Annotated in this window: 17 protein-coding genes and 1 tRNA gene; 12 read left to right on the top strand and 6 right to left on the bottom strand. The window is 59.1% G+C overall.

All coding sequences use genetic code 11. From position 1 onward, the window contains the following. Positions 1-161: 161 nt before the first annotated feature. Positions 162-872: an IS6 family transposase gene (locus tag ACS5Q1_RS21055; protein ID WP_473100008.1), complete on the bottom strand. Its 711-nt coding sequence runs from the start codon at positions 870-872 to the stop codon at positions 162-164. Between the two features lie 35 nt (positions 873-907). Further along, entirely contained in the window at positions 908-1,849 is a 942-nt protein-coding gene (locus ACS5Q1_RS21050) for a LysR family transcriptional regulator (protein ID WP_473100007.1), read from the bottom strand. Positions 1,850-2,019: 170 nt separating this feature from the next. Between ACS5Q1_RS21050 and ACS5Q1_RS21045 the strand changes: the two genes are divergently transcribed. The 9 genes from ACS5Q1_RS21045 to ACS5Q1_RS21005 all read left to right on the top strand — a co-directional run bounded on the left by ACS5Q1_RS21045 (position 2,020) and on the right by ACS5Q1_RS21005 (position 12,904). Further along, complete coding sequence (locus ACS5Q1_RS21045) at positions 2,020-3,552, top strand: ABC transporter substrate-binding protein (protein WP_473100006.1); 1,533 nt, start codon at positions 2,020-2,022, stop codon at positions 3,550-3,552. A gap of 191 nt (positions 3,553-3,743) precedes the next feature. Next, positions 3,744-4,661, top strand: coding sequence for an ABC transporter permease (locus ACS5Q1_RS21040; RefSeq protein ID WP_473100005.1), 918 nt, complete (start codon positions 3,744-3,746; stop codon positions 4,659-4,661). A 1-nt stretch (position 4,662) separates the two neighbouring features. Beyond that, positions 4,663-5,559 carry an ABC transporter permease gene (locus ACS5Q1_RS21035; protein ID WP_473100004.1) on the top strand — a complete coding sequence of 299 codons (897 nt, stop codon included), beginning with the start codon at positions 4,663-4,665 and terminating at the stop codon, positions 5,557-5,559. A gap of 3 nt (positions 5,560-5,562) precedes the next feature. Then, positions 5,563-6,537: an ABC transporter ATP-binding protein gene (locus ACS5Q1_RS21030; protein ID WP_473100003.1), complete on the top strand. Its 975-nt coding sequence runs from the start codon at positions 5,563-5,565 to the stop codon at positions 6,535-6,537. Then, positions 6,534-7,565 carry an ABC transporter ATP-binding protein gene (locus ACS5Q1_RS21025; protein WP_473100002.1) on the top strand — a complete coding sequence of 344 codons (1,032 nt, stop codon included), beginning with the start codon at positions 6,534-6,536 and terminating at the stop codon, positions 7,563-7,565. Before ACS5Q1_RS21030 ends, ACS5Q1_RS21025 begins: the two co-directional genes overlap by 4 nt. After that, entirely contained in the window at positions 7,566-8,963 is a 1,398-nt protein-coding gene (locus ACS5Q1_RS21020; protein WP_473100001.1) for a M20 family metallopeptidase, read from the top strand. Between the two features lie 99 nt (positions 8,964-9,062). Continuing rightward, positions 9,063-10,052, top strand: coding sequence for a bile acid:sodium symporter family protein (locus ACS5Q1_RS21015; protein WP_473100000.1), 990 nt, complete (start codon positions 9,063-9,065; stop codon positions 10,050-10,052). Positions 10,053-10,130: 78 nt separating this feature from the next. Beyond that, positions 10,131-11,300: a M20 family metallopeptidase gene (locus ACS5Q1_RS21010; protein ID WP_473099999.1), complete on the top strand. Its 1,170-nt coding sequence runs from the start codon at positions 10,131-10,133 to the stop codon at positions 11,298-11,300. Positions 11,301-11,878: 578 nt separating this feature from the next. Further along, positions 11,879-12,904: a 1-aminocyclopropane-1-carboxylate deaminase gene (locus tag ACS5Q1_RS21005; protein WP_473099998.1), complete on the top strand. Its 1,026-nt coding sequence runs from the start codon at positions 11,879-11,881 to the stop codon at positions 12,902-12,904. A gap of 29 nt (positions 12,905-12,933) precedes the next feature. Here ACS5Q1_RS21005 and ACS5Q1_RS21000 read toward each other — a convergent pair whose 3' ends face one another. Beyond that, entirely contained in the window at positions 12,934-13,413 is a 480-nt protein-coding gene (locus tag ACS5Q1_RS21000) for an Lrp/AsnC family transcriptional regulator (RefSeq protein WP_473099997.1), read from the bottom strand. Between ACS5Q1_RS21000 and ACS5Q1_RS20995 the strand changes: the two genes are divergently transcribed. Together ACS5Q1_RS20995 and ACS5Q1_RS20990 are read left to right on the top strand one after the other, a co-directional pair. Continuing rightward, positions 13,361-14,500 (top strand): DMT family transporter, encoded by a 1,140-nt coding sequence (locus ACS5Q1_RS20995; protein ID WP_473099996.1) that lies wholly within the window; start codon positions 13,361-13,363, stop codon positions 14,498-14,500. The two genes, ACS5Q1_RS21000 and ACS5Q1_RS20995, sit on opposite strands and share 53 nt — an antisense overlap. Positions 14,501-14,514: 14 nt before the next feature. Then, positions 14,515-14,811 (top strand): hypothetical protein, encoded by a 297-nt coding sequence (locus ACS5Q1_RS20990; RefSeq protein WP_473099995.1) that lies wholly within the window; start codon positions 14,515-14,517, stop codon positions 14,809-14,811. Between the two features lie 165 nt (positions 14,812-14,976). Here the strand turns inward: ACS5Q1_RS20990 and ACS5Q1_RS20985 are convergent, their stop codons facing one another. The 3 genes from ACS5Q1_RS20985 to ACS5Q1_RS20975 form a co-directional block, all read right to left on the bottom strand. Then, positions 14,977-15,249 carry a hypothetical protein gene (locus tag ACS5Q1_RS20985; protein WP_473099994.1) on the bottom strand — a complete coding sequence of 91 codons (273 nt, stop codon included), beginning with the start codon at positions 15,247-15,249 and terminating at the stop codon, positions 14,977-14,979. Between the two features lie 227 nt (positions 15,250-15,476). Continuing rightward, a complete protein-coding gene (locus tag ACS5Q1_RS20980; protein WP_473099993.1) occupies positions 15,477-16,214 on the bottom strand; it encodes a hypothetical protein in 738 nt (245 codons plus the stop codon). Positions 16,215-16,369: 155 nt separating this feature from the next. Then, positions 16,370-16,439, bottom strand: a tRNA-Cys gene (locus ACS5Q1_RS20975). A gap of 446 nt (positions 16,440-16,885) precedes the next feature. Here ACS5Q1_RS20975 and ACS5Q1_RS20970 point away from each other — a divergent pair. After that, positions 16,886-18,052 carry a site-specific integrase gene (locus tag ACS5Q1_RS20970; RefSeq protein WP_473099992.1) on the top strand — a complete coding sequence of 389 codons (1,167 nt, stop codon included), beginning with the start codon at positions 16,886-16,888 and terminating at the stop codon, positions 18,050-18,052. Positions 18,053-18,064: the final 12 nt, after the last annotated feature.

The following is an 18,064-nucleotide window of genomic DNA, read 5'->3' as shown; positions in this document are numbered from 1 at the left end:
AGATCCAGGCCGACTGTGGTAATCTGCATGGCGGACGCTCCCTCTCCTTGTGGCCCTCTTCATGACGACCACCCTTTGGCACTTTGATGCCGGTGAGCAGGGAGCGTCCACTCCATCAACTTAATCGGGTGAAATAGGTCCACCTGCCCTTGACGGTCAGATCAGAGCCTTTCCGCAAGACCTGTGACCTTCGCCCAGGTCATGAAGGCCCGGGCTCGAGCCACTCGGTGATCAGCGGCGCTGGCGTTTGCGGGACGGCGGAAGAGGTTCGCGACCTGATCATGAGCCAAGAGAAAACGCTGCGCCTGCCCGGCAGACTTGAAGCGCTTCATGATGCACTCTCTTCGCCGCGTTGGCTGGTGAGAATTCTCCGCCCGATTGTTGAGCCTCTTGTGCTGACGGTGTTCGACAGCCGGCATGATTTCGCGCTTGGCTGCGCCATAGCTGGGCAGCTTGTCCGTGAACATCACGCGCGGTGACCGGCACTGCCGCTTCAGCAGTTTGCGCAGCAAACGCTTTGCCGCTATCGCATCGCGACGGCTCTGAACCAGGACATCGAGCACAACCCCGTTCTGAGCCACCGCGCGCCAGAGCCAGTGCTTCTTGCCCGCGATGCTGATCGCGACCTCATCAAGATGCCATTTGTCTCCGGTTGCCGGAAGACGCCGGCGGATCTGGTTGGCGAAGCTCTGGCCGAACTTCAATGCCCATTGGCGGACCGTCTCATGGCTGACCTCGATGCCTCTGGCGGCGAGCATCTCCTCGACCATCCGGAGGCTGAGGGGAAATCGGAAGTACAGCCAGATCGCGTAGCTGATCACTTCAGCGGGGAAGCGATGGCGGGCATAGCGAGGATGGTGGTTCGTTTTCATGCCCTCGCCTATGCCAGCATCCCGTCTCTCCTACGTTAACGTGACGGTGCCGTCCCTCCCTCAGGTGGGATTGGATATGTCGCCTCCGGCTTCTCCAGTTCAGACACAAGGAAGCTGATGAAATCCGTAGCTGTTTGAGTCAAGGTGCGACCGAGCATGGTCTGGATTTGGAGATTTCGTTCAAGAAATCTGGCCTCGTTGAAGGGAACGACGGCGACATATCCGTCTCTCACAGCCATTCGGACGGAGATGTAGGCTGAAAAGGTCACGGCAGCGCCGAGCCTGCAGAGGGTCAGAAGGCTCGCGATGTTCGTTGAGGTTGCAACGGGCTCGAGCGAAACACCTTTGCTGGCGCAATACATGTCGAGCACCTGCCTGATCGTTGCCGCATCATCGAGAATGGCGATCGGATATTTGAGCAGTTCGGAGACGTCTACCCTCCCCCGCCCAATCAGAGGATGGTTCGTGCTCGCAATGGCATAGGATGGTATCGCCTGCTGCCACTGAATCTTCACTCCTCCTTCCGGTTTCACGGAAAATGTGACGCCGACATCCACCTCTCCCTCCTGAACGGCCTTGACCACGCCCGCGGGCGGGAAAACTTTGATATTGAAGAGGAGGTGCGGCCGGTCGAGCCGGAAGGCATGGATTATCTCCGGAATGAAGCTGACGGCGAGCCCTTCTGTGATCCCGAGCCGGATCAGACCGCGACCGGCACTGCTGAGTTCCCGGATCTCATTGACGATCTGATCGCTCTCGAGAGCAGTCCTTTGAGCATAGGACGCCAGCAGTCGCCCGGCTTGTGTGAGGACCATGCCGCGAGAGCGTCGCTCGAACAGGGAAGCCCCTAACTCATCCTCAAGCTTCGCGACTTGTCGACTGACGGCTGAAGCCGCGACCCTCAATCGATCGGCCGCCGCATTCACCGAGCCTGTTCGCGCCACTTCCAGGAAGTAGCGCAAGGCGGACTGGTTCATTCAGACACTCCGTTGCCGTAAAGGCAACGATCCTTTCGAATCATTCTTATGGAAGCAAGGGGAAAGTCTTGGCAAGTTTGGAAAGCTTCCAGCGCAGAGACCTAACGAATCGCGACGCCGGCTGGACAGTTTTTGAAACAAAACAACAACATAGCTCCAGAGGACTGACAATGACCCTTCTTCGAAAGGCTGCCACTTTAAGCCTTGCCTCTACGGCGCTGCTAACCAGCGTGTTCGTAAGCGTTGCCTTCGCGGGCAAGTCCGATAACACCATCCATTTCGCCTATGACCAGGCTCCGGAGAGCGTTGATCCGTTCTTCAACAACGTGCGCATTGGCGTCATCATTGGCCAGCACGTCTGGGACACGCTCGTTTACCGCGATCCCAACACCAACGAGTACAAGGGCCAGCTTGCGACGGCCTGGCGCCAGATCGATGATCGCACGCTTGAGTTCGATCTGCGCCAGGGTGTGAAGTTCCACAACGGCGAGGAGTTCGACGCGGACGATGTCGTCTACACGATGAACTTCATCTCCAAGCCCGAGAACAAGGTCGTCACCCAAGCCAATGTGAGCTGGATTGAGAAAGCCGAGAAACTCGACAAGTACAAGGTCCGCATCACGACCAAGCAGGTCTTCCCGGCCGCCATCGAGTATCTTGCTGGCCCGGTGGTGATCCATCCGAACGAGTATTACGAGAAGGTCGGCCCCAAGGGCCAGAACGACAAGCCGATCGGCTCAGGCCCCTACAAGGTGACGAACTACGTGCCGGGCAAGTCGATTACCCTTGAGAAGAACCCCGACTACTTCAAGGATTCCCCGAAGTCGCAGCCGAAGATCGCGAAGGTCGACATCCGCTTCATCCCGGATCGCCAGACGCAGATGGCGGAGGCAATTTCCGGCGGCGTCGACTTCATCATGCACGTGCCGAAGGATCAGGCGGAGCAACTCGAAGCCGTTCCGACCCTCCAGGTGGTCTCCGGCGAAACCATGCGTATTGTGTTCATGCAGATGAATACCCTCGAGGGGACGCCCGCTCCGGCCCTCAAGGACGAGCGGGTGCGCAAGGCCATTATCCACGCCATCGACCGTGAAGGTATGGTGAAGTCCATCGTGGGCGCAGGCTCGCGCGTTCTCAACACCATTTGCTTCCCGTCGCAATTCGGTTGCACGGACGAGGGAGCTCCCAGATACGCCTATGACCCGGCGAAAGCAAAGCAGCTTCTGGCCGAGGCGGGCTATGGCAATGGGCTTGAGCTCGACATTGTGGCTTACCGTGAGCGCAATCAGACCGAAGCCCTGATCGGCTATCTCCAGGCGGTCGGCATCAAGACCAACCTGCGGTTCCTGCAGTATGCCGCGATGCGCGAGATCGTCGCCGGCGGCAAGGCGAACCTGACGCACCAGACCTGGGGCTCGTTCTCTGTGAACGACGTCTCGGCCGCGACGTCCAACTATTTCGCTTTCCGCACAGAAGACATCACCCGCGATCCGCAGGTGCGCGATCTCCTGACCAAGGGTGACACGTCGGTGGACCCGCAGGTCCGCAAGACGTCCTATCGCGAGGCCCTGAAGGTTATTGCCGACAAGGCTTATGCGGTGCCGCTGTACTCGCTGCCGGTCTATTATGTCGCGACATCGGATCTGTCGTTCAAGGCGTACCCGGACGAGATGCCGCGTTTCTGGGAAATGTCCTGGAAGTAAGCGACCGATCTTCAAGGAATGGCCCCTTTGGGCCGTTCCACAGAGGACATTTTCTTGAGCCACTGGCAAGTATTTCGGCCGCGTCGACACGCGCCATGCGCGCCTGCGCGAGTCTGTTTCACAGTTCCGACCGTCGCTGCGCGGTTTGGATCGGCGAGTGGCCTTTAATCAAAGCAACACGGAGCAATGCCGTGATCGGCTATATTCTCAAACGTTTGGGCCTGGCGCTTCTCGTCGCGCTTGCGGTCTCGGCAATCGCCTTCTTTCTCCTGCGCCTTTCGGGCGACATCGCCATGGCTATCGCCGGTGAAGGCGCGCGGGAAGAAGACTTGGCCATCATCCGCAAGACTTACGGCCTCGACAGGCCGCTGCTGATTCAATATGCGGACTGGCTCTGGCAAACTCTTAAAGGCAATTTCGGCACCTCCATCTATTTCAAGACCGATGTGAGCAAGCTCGTTCTCGACAAGCTGCCGACGACGATCCTCCTCGGCATCCTGGCGCTTGGATTCGCGCTGCTGATCTCGATCCCTCTCGGCGTTTTGGCGGCGGTCTATACCAATACCTGGATCGACCGCCTGGCGCTCGCCATTGCGGTGATCGGACAGGCGCTGCCGAACTTCTTCTTCGCGCTCATCCTGGTGATGATCTTCTCGATCACGCTGCGGTGGCTTCCGGTCTCCGGCTCGGCCACATGGCTGCATTTCATCATGCCGACTATTGCTCTGGGCTATTACGTGGCTCCCGCCTTCATGCGCCTGATCCGAGCCGGCATGATCGAAGTGCTTTCCGCCGATTACATCCGCACCGCCCGCGCGAAGGGGCTGCCTGCAGGAAAAATCGTCTTCAAGCACGCGCTGCGGAACGCGGTGGTACCTGTGGTCGCGTTGACGGCCGTGCAGCTCGGTTTCCTGCTCGGCGGCTCGGTTGTCATCGAGACGATCTTCGCCCTCGATGGACTCGGCTATCTCGCCTACCAGAGCATCACCTACAAGGACTTCCCGGTAATGCAGGTCATCGTTCTGCTCCTGTCGGTGGTCTATGTGCTTCTGACCCTTGCCTCCGACATTGCCAACGCGTGGCTCGATCCGCGTATCCGGGTGGCCTGACATGACCGATATCGCTCTCTCCATTCCCAACGTTCCGGAACCATCTCCTGGCATGCGGCTCCTCCGCCGCTTTCTGGGCCAGAAGGCTTTCGTCCTTGGCGCGGGCATCCTTGTGGTGATCATTGCGCTGGCGCTCCTGACCCCGCTGATTGCTCCGCACGACCCTTATGCCCAGAACCTTGCTCTGCGGAATGTGCCGCCCGTCTGGTACCAGAAGGGATCCTGGCTGCATCCGCTCGGCACCGATCAATTGGGCCGCGACTACCTGTCCCGCGTTCTCTATGGCGCCCGCATCTCACTCCTCATCGGCGTGAGCGTCGTTCTCATCTCCGGCGTGATCGGCACGGCCATGGGCCTTCTCGCCGGCTATTTCGGCGGAAAGGTCGATATGGCGGTGACATTCCTGGTCACGACCCGGCTGTCCATGCCGGTCATTCTGGTGGCGCTCGCCGTGGTGGCCATGATTGGCGGCTCACTGTGGATCGTAATCCTCGTGCTCGGCCTCCTCAAATGGGACCGCTTCGCCGTGGTGATGCGAAGCGCGACTCAGCAAGTTCGTTCCCTCGACTATGTGGCGGCAGCGGAAGCCGCCGGGGCGTCGACCCCTCGCATCATCGTGCGGGAGGTGCTGCCCAACATTGTCCCGCATCTGATTGTCGTCGCAACCTTGGAGGCGGCGAGCGCCATTCTGCTTGAAGCAGCGCTCTCCTTCTTGGGTCTCGGCGTTCAGCCTCCCCTACCCTCGTGGGGTCTCATGATCTCCGAGGCAAAGGCCTACATGTTCTTCTCGTTCTGGCTCATCGCCATTCCCGGATCGGCGCTCGCGCTGCTGATCTTTGCCATCAATCTCGCGGGCGACGGCCTGCGCGACGTGATCTCACCGGAAGGACGGGCCTAACCCATGAACGACACGATCCTTGAGGTCGACGGCCTGAACGTCGACATTTCTACTCCCCGCGGCACCTTGCATGCGGTCCGCGACATCTCCTTCTCCGTCAAGCGCGGCGAGACGCTCTGTCTCGTGGGAGAATCCGGCTGCGGAAAATCCATGACGTCCCTGGCGATCATGGACCTCTTGCCAAGGGCCGCGAAGCGCAATGCGCGCCGCCTTGCCTTTGCAGGAGAGGATCTTTCCAAGGCATCCAAGCGGCAGATCAATAGCTTACGCGGCAACCGCATGGCGATGATCTTTCAGGAGCCGATGACTGCCCTTAACCCCGCCTACACCATCGGCAATCAACTCGTGGAGGCGTATCGCCAGCACAAAAACGCAAGCGATGCAGAGGCCCGCGAGCGCGCCGTTTTCCTGCTCAGCAAGGTCGGCATCGCGTCGGCGGCTGAGCGCCTTGGTCAATATCCGCACCAACTCTCGGGCGGCCTGCGCCAGCGCGTCATGATCGCCATGGCGCTGATGTGCAGGCCTGAACTCCTGATCGCCGACGAGCCCACCACCGCTCTCGACGTGACGATCCAAGCCCAGATCCTGCGCCTTTTGGCGGATCTGCAGCGCGAGCTCGGCATCGCAATGCTCTTGATCACCCATGATCTCGGTATCGTGGCCCGGATTGCGGATCGCGTCGCCGTCATGTATGCGGGCCAGATCGTCGAGGAAGGACCGACCGCGTCGCTCTTCCGGAAACCGCAGCATCCCTACACGCAGGGACTGATCGACTGCATTCCGGTACCGGGGCGCACGGTGCCGGGCGGCCGGTTGGGCGTCATTCCCGGCGTCGTGCCTTCGCTTGTCGGCGACATTCGCGGCTGCAGCTTCCGCGACCGTTGCAGCCGAACCCAGTCCATCTGCACCCAAGCACCACCTGTCCATGAAGCCAAGGATGGCCAGAGGTGGCGCTGCATTCTGGAGAACGCAGCATGACAGCGCTTCTTAAAGCTCAAGGCCTCACCCGCTCCTTCGGCGTCAGCCAAGGCATGTTCAAGCCGCGGCGCACATTGCATGCCGTGAACGGCATTAACCTCGACATCCGCAAGGGCGAAGTGCTCGGCATCGTGGGGGAATCGGGCTGCGGGAAATCCACCCTCGCCCGCATGCTGCTCGGCCTCCTGCCGCCGACGGCGGGCAGCATCACCCTCGACGGCCAGGACATCCATACGCTGGGCCGCCAGGGCATGGCGCGACGCGTGCAGCCGGTTTTCCAGGATCCCTATTCGTCTCTCAATCCCCGCCGCACCATCGCGTCCATTGTGGCCCTGCCGCTTGAGGTTCACGGCATCGGCAACGCGGCGGAGCGGCGCAAGCGCACCCTCGACATTCTCGACAAGGTCGGCCTGCCCCAGCGCTTCGCCGACCGTTACCCGCGCGAATTGTCGGGCGGCCAGCGGCAGCGCGTGGCGATTGCCCGGGCGCTAGTGATGAACCCGGAAATCGTGGTCTGCGACGAGCCGACCTCCGCCCTCGACGTTTCGGTACAATCGCAGATCCTGAACCTGCTGATGGATCTGCGGCGCGAGCTCGGCCTCACCTATGTATTCATCAGCCACAACCTCGCCGTGGTCGAGCACATCGCCACCCGTGTGGCGGTCATGTATCTCGGCCGCGTCGTGGAGTTGGCTGAGACGGAGGCGCTCTTCAAGGCGCCGCGCCATCCCTACACCAAGGCGCTGCTGGCTTCCGTTCTGACGCCCGACCCCGGCGCGGGTATTCCGGAGACGGGGCTTGGGCTCGCTTTTCCGGATCCTCTCAATCCGCCGCCCGGATGCCCCTTCCATCCGCGTTGCCCCGAGCGGCTGACCCAATGCAGCACGACCGCCCCTCGGTTCACGCAGCACGGACACGACGCCGTGGCCTGCCACCTCCATGACCCTGAACTGAGCGTCCCTGTTCCGCAGAACGTGCCGCCGCTCCAGGTTCATTCCGCTCCCTTCAAGCAAAAGGAAAACTCCTAAATGTCTCGCGAAGCGGCCATTGCAAAGGCTGAAGCCTATTTCGAGTCCGGGGCACTCAAGGCCGATCTTGCGCGCCTGATCGCTATGCCGACCGAAAGCCAGAACCCGGATCGCGCCGAGGTACTCACGGCCTATATTGAGAGCGAGATGCGCCCGCTCCTGGAAAGCCTCGGCTTCACGTGCAAGACCTTGCACCATCCGAGGGCCAAAGGTCCGTTCCTCTTCGCCGAGCGCATTGAGGATCCGTCCCTCCCGACTATCCTCGGCTACGGACACGGCGACGTCATCCGCGGGCTCGACAAGGATTGGAGCGAAGGGCTCTCCCCCTGGACCCTTACGGAAGTCGGCGACCGCTGGTATGGCCGCGGCGTGGTGGACAACAAGGGCCAGCACGTCATCAACATCGCGGGTCTGAAGGCCGTGCTGCAGATCCGCGGCAAGCTCGGGTTCAATGCCAAATATCTCATCGAGATGGGCGAGGAGATGGGCTCTCCGGGCCTGCGCGAGTTGTGCGAGGAGCACAAGGAGCTGTTGAAGGCGGATGTGCTCATCGCCTCAGACGGCCCCCGCCTCAATGCAGAACGTCCGACAATCTTCCTCGGCTCGCGCGGCGGCGTGACCTTCGACCTGACGATCAACGCCCGTGACAGCGGCCACCATTCCGGCAACTGGGGTGGCCTCTTGTCGGATCCGGCCATTCAGCTCGCCCATGCAATTGCGACCATTGCTTCTCCCACCGGCCAGATCCGTATCCATGAATGGGTGCCGAAGGAAGTTCCGGCCTCGGTCCGCCGGGTGCTCGCCGATTGCGAGGTCAATGGCGGCCCCGATGGTCCCACCATCGATCCCGTATGGGGCGAACCCGGCCTGACACCCGCCGAGCAGGTGTTCGGCTGGTGCTCGTTCGACGTGCTGGCCATGAAATCCGGCAATCCCGAAACGCCCGTGAATGCCGTTCCGCCGAGCGCCTGGGCCCGCTGCCAACTGCGCTTCGTCGTCGGCGTGGACCCAAACGAGGTTCTTCCCGCCCTACGCCGTCATCTCGACCGGCATGGCTTCACCATGGTCGAGATCGCCAAGAGCCGTGACGAGATCTTTCATGCCACCCGCCTCGATCCAGAGGATCCGTGGGTGCACTGGGCCGTGAACTCGCTCGCCAAGACGACGGGCAAGAAACCGGCCATCCTGCCCAATCTCGGCGGCTCTCTGCCCAACGACATCTTTTCAGAGATCCTGGACCTGCGGACCATCTGGGTGCCCCATTCCTATCCGGGCTGCTCCCAGCATGCTCCGAACGAGCACTTGCCGGTTGCCATCGCCCGCGAGGCCCTCGCGATGATGGCGGGCCTCTATTGGGATCTCGGTACTAGAGACCTCCCGCCGCTCACCAAGGCTTAAACATCACAAGGGCGGCTGTCTGACATTCGGCATCCGCCCTTTACATTGCGACTGCGCGTCCTGGTCACAGCCTTAAGGCTGTGACCGAAAGAGTTTTTCATGACCTCACTCATCAAACGGGAATGGTACACGATCACCATCTTCGGGATGGTCGTGCTGGCCTCGTTCGTGCCGATCAGCGGCGAGCCTGCCCATGCCTTCTCCATCGGCACCCAGGCTGCCGTCACGCTCCTGTTCTTCCTGCACGGTGCCCGCTTGTCGCGCGACGTGGTGTTGGCGGGCATGATCCATTGGCGGCTGCACCTCTTCGTGCTCGCCACCACCTTCGTGATCTTCCCGATCCTCGGCCTGATCATCGTTGCTCTGCCAAGCCTCGCAACCTCGGCGCTCGGCACAGGCATCCTGTTCCTATGCGTCCTGCCTTCCACGGTTCAGTCTTCGATCGCCTTCACGTCCATTGCAGGCGGGAACGTCCCTGCAGCGATCTGTTCTGCCTCGGCTTCGAATATCCTAGGCATGTTCCTGACCCCTCTGCTGATCGGAGTGCTATTCCATACGCAAGGTAATAGCAGCATCTCGCTCGATGCTGTCGAAAGCATTCTCCTGCAGCTGCTCGCCCCCTTCGTCCTGGGGCAGCTCGTCCAGCCGCTGATCGGCCAATGGCTCGGACGCCACAAGTTTCTCACGCAGATTGTGGACCGAGGCTCCATCCTAATGGTCGTTTATGGAGCCTTCAGCGAAGCCACGATCAGCGGCCTTTGGCGCAGTCTGTCTATCGGCGATCTCAGCGCCATTGTCGCAACCGATATCGTGCTTCTCGCCGTGGTGCTGTGCTTCACGTATTTCGGCAGCGGCTGGCTCAGGTTCAACCGTGAGGATCGCATTGCCATCACGTTTTGCGGCTCCAAGAAGAGCCTTGCCTCCGGTGCACCGATGGCGAGCGTGATCTTCGCTGGGCAGAACATCGGCCTGATCGTTCTTCCGCTGATGCTATTCCATCAGATCCAGTTGATGGTATGCGCTGTCCTCGTCCGTTACTTTGCGAGCAGCGGTCGGGAGATGGGCACAGAGCTGGTAGAAGCTCGTTGATACTTCACTGGAAGACGACACGCCTCAACGGATATCCGTCACTTGCTTCGGATTCCTAAACACAGAGCGAGCAACGCTATGCATACGCACAGTTCGCAAGCGATCACCCACTGGCTTGGCGAGCAGCAGGAAGCGATGGTCCAGCTTCTCTCTGACCTCGTCAACATCGATTCTGGCTCTTACAACAAGGCTGGTGTCGACGCCGTGGGCATGCGACTCACTCGGTTCTTTTTAGACCACGGCATTGAAGTGTCGGTGACATCTCACGCAGAATTTGGCGACATACTCCGTGCCGAAAGCGGAGATGTCCGCCGGGATGAGCGTCGGTACAACGTCCTGTTGCTGGGTCACCGGGATACCGTCTTTCCGACCGGAGAAGCCTCGCGGCGGCCATTCACAATCAAGGATGGGCGTGCCTATGGACCGGGCGTTGCCGACATGAAGGCCGGCCTAGTGATGAATGCTTTCGTCCTGGTGGCGTTCAAACGCTTCGCACCACAGTTCCCCCTCGTCGCGATGATGACAGGCGATGAGGAGATCGGCTCCAGCGCATCGCGGGATTTCATCATCCAGGAAGCCAAGAGCGCCCTTGCGGTGTTCAACGCTGAACCGGGGCGGGCTTCCGGCAATATCGTGACCGGCCGCAAGGGCAGCCTGAGTTATCGTCTCGACATCAGCGGGAAGGAGGCCCACTCCGGCGTAAACTTCGCCGAGGGGGCGAGCGCCATTGCGGAGCTCGGGCACAAGATCGTCGCCTTACATGACCTGACCTGCGTTGAAGATGGCATCACGGTCAACGTTGGTCTGATATCCGGTGGTCAGTCCGTGAATACGACCGCTCCTCATGCGAGTGCCGAGTTTGAAGTGCGCTTCGTCACGAATGAGCAGCGCGAGGCTGTCAGCAAGGCGATTAAGGCCATCATGGCGGCCTCAAACGTTCCTGGAACGGCAATAAAGCTGGTCTGCAAGAGCAATTTCCTGGCGCTCGTACCGACCGCCGAAAGCGAGAAAATCGCAGCCTCCTATCTCCAATCGGCCCATGACTTCGGGGTTGATATCGAAGGTGAGTTTACCGGCGGCTGTGCCGACTCCGGCTTTACCGCGAGCGCCGGTGCCCCAACCCTATGCGGTGTAGGACCGGTTGGCGGCAAGGCCCATACTGCGGCTGAGTATATCGAGCTGCATACTCTCCACGAGAGAGCTCAAATCCTGGCAGAACCGATCCGGAAAATCTTCATAGCCGCTTGATAAGCTGACCTGCCCCAGCGATGACCAACCTCATCACGGTCGAACTCCCTGCCTGTGGCGACAGGCACGCATCACTCATGCTCCCAGCACTTCTAATCTGAAGAACTCCCAGCACTTCTAATCTGAAGAAACGGGTGATCTCTTGAACGCGCTGCAAGAGGAGTGGTGCTGAACGGGCATCGAAGCTGAACAATGTACCCATCGTGGGCACTTAGAAGTCTGTGGTGCAGAGATTGCCGATCCCGTCTCGACTGCGGCCCTATCTTTGGTCAGATAACGGCCTCGCATCCCTATGCTGCCATTCCCCACTAACGCGCTAGCCCATAGCAGGATGGGTAACTTGCGGGCGTGAGACGCTGTTGGCCTAACCCTCGGTTTACTTCTGAGGAGTGACAGGGGCCAACCTTGACGTTGAAGATGTTCAACCTTCGGCCCTGAAAGGATCTTTCATATTCTGGCTCATGATCGAACATGTCGTTCATAGAATACGGCACAACCTCAGAACACGCAAAAATGAGAGGCGAACTTAGAGAGCACCTTTCACAGGGTCTCTGATACGAATTGTCCATCGATGATCGATGGAGACATCAATGCTAGACAGATTTGAACGTTACCCGCTGACCTTCGGGCCAACACCGATCGAACATCTGCCGCGCCTCAGCGCGGCCTTGGGAGGCGAGGTAGAAATCTGGGCGAAGCGAGACGATTGCAATTCCGGCTTGGCCCTGGGCGGTAACAAGTTGCGAAAGCTGGAGTACATCATCCCGGACGCGATCGCTTCCGGTGCTGACACCCTCGTCTCCATCGGCGGCGTACAATCCAACCACACACGGATGGTTGCTGCGGTCGCAGCCAAGATCGGCATGAAGTGCCGGCTTGTTCAGGAGAGTTGGGTTCCCCACGAAGATGCGGTCTATGACCGCGTCGGGAATATCCTGATGACCCGGCTCATGGGAGCTGACAGCCGCATCGTCGAAGATGGCTTCGATATTGGCATCCGGAAGAGCTGGGAGGACGCCATCCAGTCGGTGATCGATGAAGGAGGCAAGCCTTATCCGATCCCGGCCGGCGCATCCGTCCACAAGTATGGTGGCCTCGGCTATGTCGCATTCGCCGAGGAAGTGCGGCAGCAGGAAGCAGAACTTGGCGTCCGCTTCGATTACATCATTGTCTGCGTGGTCACAGGATCGACGCAGGCTGGGATGATTGTCGGCTTCGCAGCGCAAGGTCGGGCCGACAAGGTGATTGGCATCGATGCTTCAGGAACGCCTGACAAGACACGGTCGCAAGTCCGCCAGATCGTGGACAACACCGCCTTCCTCGTCGGACTCGGTCGCAATGTCCGGGAGGATGAGGTCGTCATCATCAATGACTATGCGTATCCGGCGTATGGCGTCCCATCCAAGGAAACCAACGAAGCGATCCGCCTTGCCGCCCGCACGGAGGCCATGATCACGGACCCTGTATATGAAGGCAAGTCGATGCAAGGTCTCATCGATCTCACCCGTAAGGGCTTTTTCCCCAAAGGATCCAAGGTGCTCTACGTCCACCTCGGCGGCGCTCCGGCAATCAACGGGTATAGCTACACCTATCGGAACGGCTGAGACCGCTTTGGACACCTTCTGCTGCCGCGTCAGAACGCCAGCGGGGCATTGTCCGTGACTTCCTTCATCACGAAGAAGGTCCGCGTCTGACGAACACCTGGCAGCTTCAGCAACTGGTCACCGTGCAAGCGATTGAAGGCCTGCATGCTGCTGACGCGGATCTTCAGGAAGTAATCATAGTCGCCCGCAATCAAGTAGCACTCGATCACGAAGCGCAGTTTCTTCACTGCGGTCTCAAACGCCGAGAAGGACTCTGGTGTCGATCGGTCCAGAACAACGCCAACCATCACCACGACCTCCAAGTCGACGCTTGCGGGATCAATGATGGCGCGCACCCCCCTGATCGTCTTCTTGAACAGGCGCTGCGTCCTGCGATGGCAGGTTGCAGGGCTGAGGTTCACCCGCGTTGCAAGCTCCGCATTGGTCAATCGACCGTCCTTTTGCAGATGGCGCAGGATGTTCAGGTCGATTGCATCAAGTTCATCGTCGGAATCGAGAGATTCTTTCAAGCGGACGCCTCTTCTTCACCGTATTGGATTACAGCTTATGCGATCCACGCACGAGATCACAAGGGCTGCTGGCGCCAGGTCACGGGCCAAATTGCAACCTGCGGGTGGATACCCGACCCCTCACCTACAATGGCAAACCCGGTGGATGGATACGCTTCTAATACTCGGAATGGTAATCCTCTGGGGGGTGAGCTGGCCCGTGATGAAGCTGGCTGTTGGTCAAGCGCCCCCGCTATGGCTCGCGGCGATCAGGTTCGCGAGCAGCGCGATCTGCCTGTTCTGGGTCAACCTGTTGCGCCGGGATCTCCGCCTACCCTCGGTCGAGGACCTGCCCATCGTTTGCAGCATCGGCGTGCTACAGATGGCAGTCTTCACGGGCCTTGGAATGGTTGCCATGCAGACTACCAATGCCGGGAAGCCCTCATTGCTCGCCTATTCAACTCCGCTCTGGTCGGTGCTGATCGCGTGGATCATCTTCCTTGAACGACCAATGCGGCTCCAGGTCGTGGCGGTCGTTACAGGCCTCGTTGGCATTGCGATCATCTGCTCACTACCCGCCATGGATTGGCAGAACCCTTACGCACCAACAGGGGCGATGCTGCTCGTGCTTGCTGCGATCTGCTGGTCCGTGGTGATCCTCCATGTGCGTCGCCATCGATGGGTTACCACACTGCTCCAACTCGCTCCCTGGGAGATGGCCCTGGCGAGCGGGCTTCTCCTGCCGCTGGCTTGGTTTGTCGAGGGACCTCCTACCCTGGTGGACTGGAACTCAGAGCTGCTCGTACTCATCCTGTATTTCGGCCCAGTTGCGACTTCGTTCTGCTTCGTTGTCTCGGCGGATGTTGGTCGCAGGATCTCCAGCTTTGCGATGGCCAACGCGACGTTCGGCGTAGCCATCGTCGGAACGGTCACATCCATCGTCTTTCTTCAGGAAAGGCTCTCTGCCCTGACGGCTCTCGGCTTTTTATTGATCCTTGCCGGAATTGTCGTTGCCGGATGGGCTGTCAGGGCCAAAGCACGGATCAATCCTCGCACGCGCGAACGAGATGCAAACGAAGAACGCCAATGGCCGGTGGGCCGAGCCTGATACAGGATGACTCTATGAATGTACTGATCGTCTGTCATTTACGGGACAGCTCTTCACTCGGACAAAACGCCCTGGAGGCGAAACTGAAGCTCTACCTCCGATCAGGGAAGCCTTTCGAAGGATGCTTTATGAGGAAAGACCTCAGTCGATCCCTCAGTGAACAGCTTCTTCTCTTGGCCGCTCCCTCTCTCCCCACGGCCCAAGCACTGGCGCAAGAGATTAAGGCTGACTTTGGTGACCTTGTAGAGGTGACGGTGTGGCAGCAGGCACGGGAATCCACCTGCCCTGATTACCCACTGCTGTTCCCTTGAGATCTTGGCTTAACGAAGGGCAGCTTTGGGTCAAACTGAGACGTGTAGCGAAAGCCTCAGAAGGTCCGCTCATGATGCTAGTACGGAAATTGAGCGACCGTCCGCCTTGAGCCCGATCTTGCCGAAATATGTCGGAGGAAGATTATAGGGAACCTGCTACAGCCGTTAGGGTACGTATACGTCCTGACCGGTGCTTTTGATCGCCCGCTTTGAATATGCCCGGCGGGAGGTTCTTGGCGCTTTGGCTTTCTCGGACCGGCAGAAATCGATCGCGGCTTCCAAGAAGGCTTGGCGGGCTTCCGAGTGTTTGCTCACAGCCTTTACCCAGGGTTTGTCCGCAATGAGCGTCACGAGTCGTTCCGGGATCAGGCGCTGCTTCTCCTCCTCCGCTGTCACCATCCGCTCATATGCACTCAGCAGTTTTGATGGGATAGCCATGAACACTCCTAAAGCGACGAACTGCAGACACGGCTTTCGTCTCGACATGCAGTTTGTCTTTAGCGCAAATCAGTCTAGCGATCGTTAAGCTGGAACCGTAATTACGATTCAGGATCCAATGTTGCTGCGGACATGAACTGGACTCGCCCCCACAAACCCTGAAGGCGCTTGGGCTTGGTGGACGCTCAACCCCGAAAATCAAGGAGGTGAATTGGTCGTAAGGGCAGCTAAGGCCTCACCGGCCCTTCCTCTGGATAGTCACTGAGGAAGCCGAGCTTACGAGCGTGGGCCTCCGTATCAGCTTTGAGCTTGTGTATCTCGCGTGCGAGCTCGACCGCCCATGATTCTCCCATCTCATGAGCAATTGCGCAGAATACCTCCGCTGCATCTGCGAACATGCTCACAATTGCGATGAAGTAAAATCTGAAATCGTTCGGAACGTCAGGAGCATCAAAGAAGCTAAAGAAAGCCTGATCTCCTTCCTCACTTACCCTGAAAACATAGGCAGCAAACTCAGAATGTGCACCCCACTTGCTAAGCTTGGTTCTAATATTAAGGAGTTCTTTGAGGTCCGGTATGTAGTTTCTATGCTGCGGGTTGCTGACCGTCCGATAGATGTCCTGCATCGTTCGCCCGCCTTCTCCAAAGATAGCCGGCGAGACAATGCGCCTGTGTAAAAGAAAGGCGTTAATTGCGGCCTCGACACCACCTCTAGTTAATCCGAAGCTGTCTGCTCTCTGCCCCCTTGCATATGCAAGCGCGGCATTGAAGAGTCGAACGTGGACAAAATCCTGCAGAAAACGAATGTGCTTGCGCTCGTCATCGATAACCTTCGTAGCCTCATCTAGATGGCCAAAAAGTCGGTCGAGCCTTAAGAGGAAATCAAACTCCTCTTGAAGTCGCAGCATGGAAATGAAATGTGCTCGTGCCTCGCCAGCCACAAACTGATCGAAGGTGATTGCCATACTGGTGCACTGCCTATTCTGCACTGCCTATTCGTTCTTCAATCACACTCTGGAGTGCGATCGAGGTTGAGCCATGAAATTCTCATTATAAACTATCCGTTTGAGGCTAGCGCTGTCTTCCGGAGGAGAAAACCAGTCTCTGATAAGAAGATGAATGGCGCTCTCGAAAGGATCCGAACCTCTGCCCCCAGATTTGTAGTCTGGTGCTCTATCCAGCTGAGCTACGGGCGCATGAAATTTCGCCAACTAGCTCAATCTGCTTCCAAAGGGAACAGGTCTTCCGTCAAGCAGGCTGAGGTCGAATTCAACGCGGCAAGTCTGCGAGCCTACGAATCGCCCCTTTATGGCTCGAGCACAACCTTCCCCTCTACTTTATTTGACGGATTTCGCAGCTAACATATTGTTTTCAAGAATCATAACGATGCTTAACGAAGTCAAATCGGCATTAATTATGCTCATGTCGGAGGACAACATATGTTGCATCTCACTCCCGATAATCCCCAATTATCGGGAGTGTTGCGCTTACCTTTGAAAATGGGCCATAAAGGGCCCCCGTTCCCTCTGGTCCAAGCCGCCATGCCGCCTGTTGCCTCTCCGGCGTCTGATCTCGCTCCACTTGTGAGCCAATGTGTTCTGCCGATCCTGCAGCGCCTTCTGTGTGGAGCCTCGGCTTGAGCACGCTCGATGATGATCGTACGGAGGATGACAGCCTCCACCGCGCGAATGAACTTGACGCCCTAGCCGGCATCCTTCCGGCCGACCGCCGCGAGGCGCTGGCGGCCCTGCTCACGGACGAGGATGTCGCCACCCTCAAGCACTTGGTCGAGGAGGGCATGGGGGCCAACACCCTGCGCGCCCTTGCCTCCGACTTGGGCTACCTGGAGGCCTGGGCGCTCGCCGCAACCAAGTCTCCCCTTCCCTGGCCGGCCCCCGAAGGCCTAGCCCTGAAATTCCTGGCTCATCATCTCTGGGATCCGATTAAGCGGGAGACGGACCCCGTGCATGGAATGCCCAAAGGGGTCGCCGAGGCTCTCAAGGCTGAAAATTTTCTGCGATCAGACGGGCCGCATGCGCCGAGTACTGTTCGGCGCCGCCTTGCGAGTTGGGCGACGCTGCATCGCTGGCGCGGCCTTGAACCAGCATTTGCTACACCGACCTTCAAGACGGCGCTCCACCTTGGTGTACGCGCATGTCCACGGCAACCTCAGCACAAGAGCCGGCGAGCGGTCACTCGCAAAGTGCTCGACCGGTTGCTCGCCACCTGTGTGCTAAATCGGCTCGTTGATTGCCGCGACCGAGCCCTCCTTCTGACGGCGTTCGCTTCTGGCGGAAGACGGCGGTCGGAGTTGGCCTCATTGAGGGTTGATCAGATCGAAACACTCCCCCTCGTTCCCGAGGACCCTCAAGATCCAGAGTCTCCCAAGCTATCGTGCCTTGCTCTTCATCTCGGACGCACGAAGCGCGGCAATGCTGATGAGGGTTCACGTGCCCTCCTCATCGGGCGCCCCGCCGATGCTCTCACAACGTGGTTGGAGCGTGCCGAGATCGCGTCAGGACCCGTGTTTCGAGCCATTGACCGGTGGGGCCGGATCGGAACCCGCGCAATCAGCGACGATGGCATCAATGATGTCATCAAGCGGCGTTGCCGATTGGCAGGGCTCGATTCAGCTCTGTTCAGTGCCCATGGCCTGCGATCAGGCTATCTGACCCAGGCCGCTCAGGACGGAGTGCCGCTGCAAGAGGCAATGCAGCAGTCCCAACACCGTTCTGTGCAACAGGCTGCTGGCTACTACAATGACGCTGAAACCCTGATGGGCAAGGCGGCGCGGCTCTACTGAGAAGTCACAACC

This window comes from Microvirga sp. GN3 (genome assembly GCF_055792825.1).
This window is presented reverse-complemented; position numbering and strand designations above follow the sequence as displayed.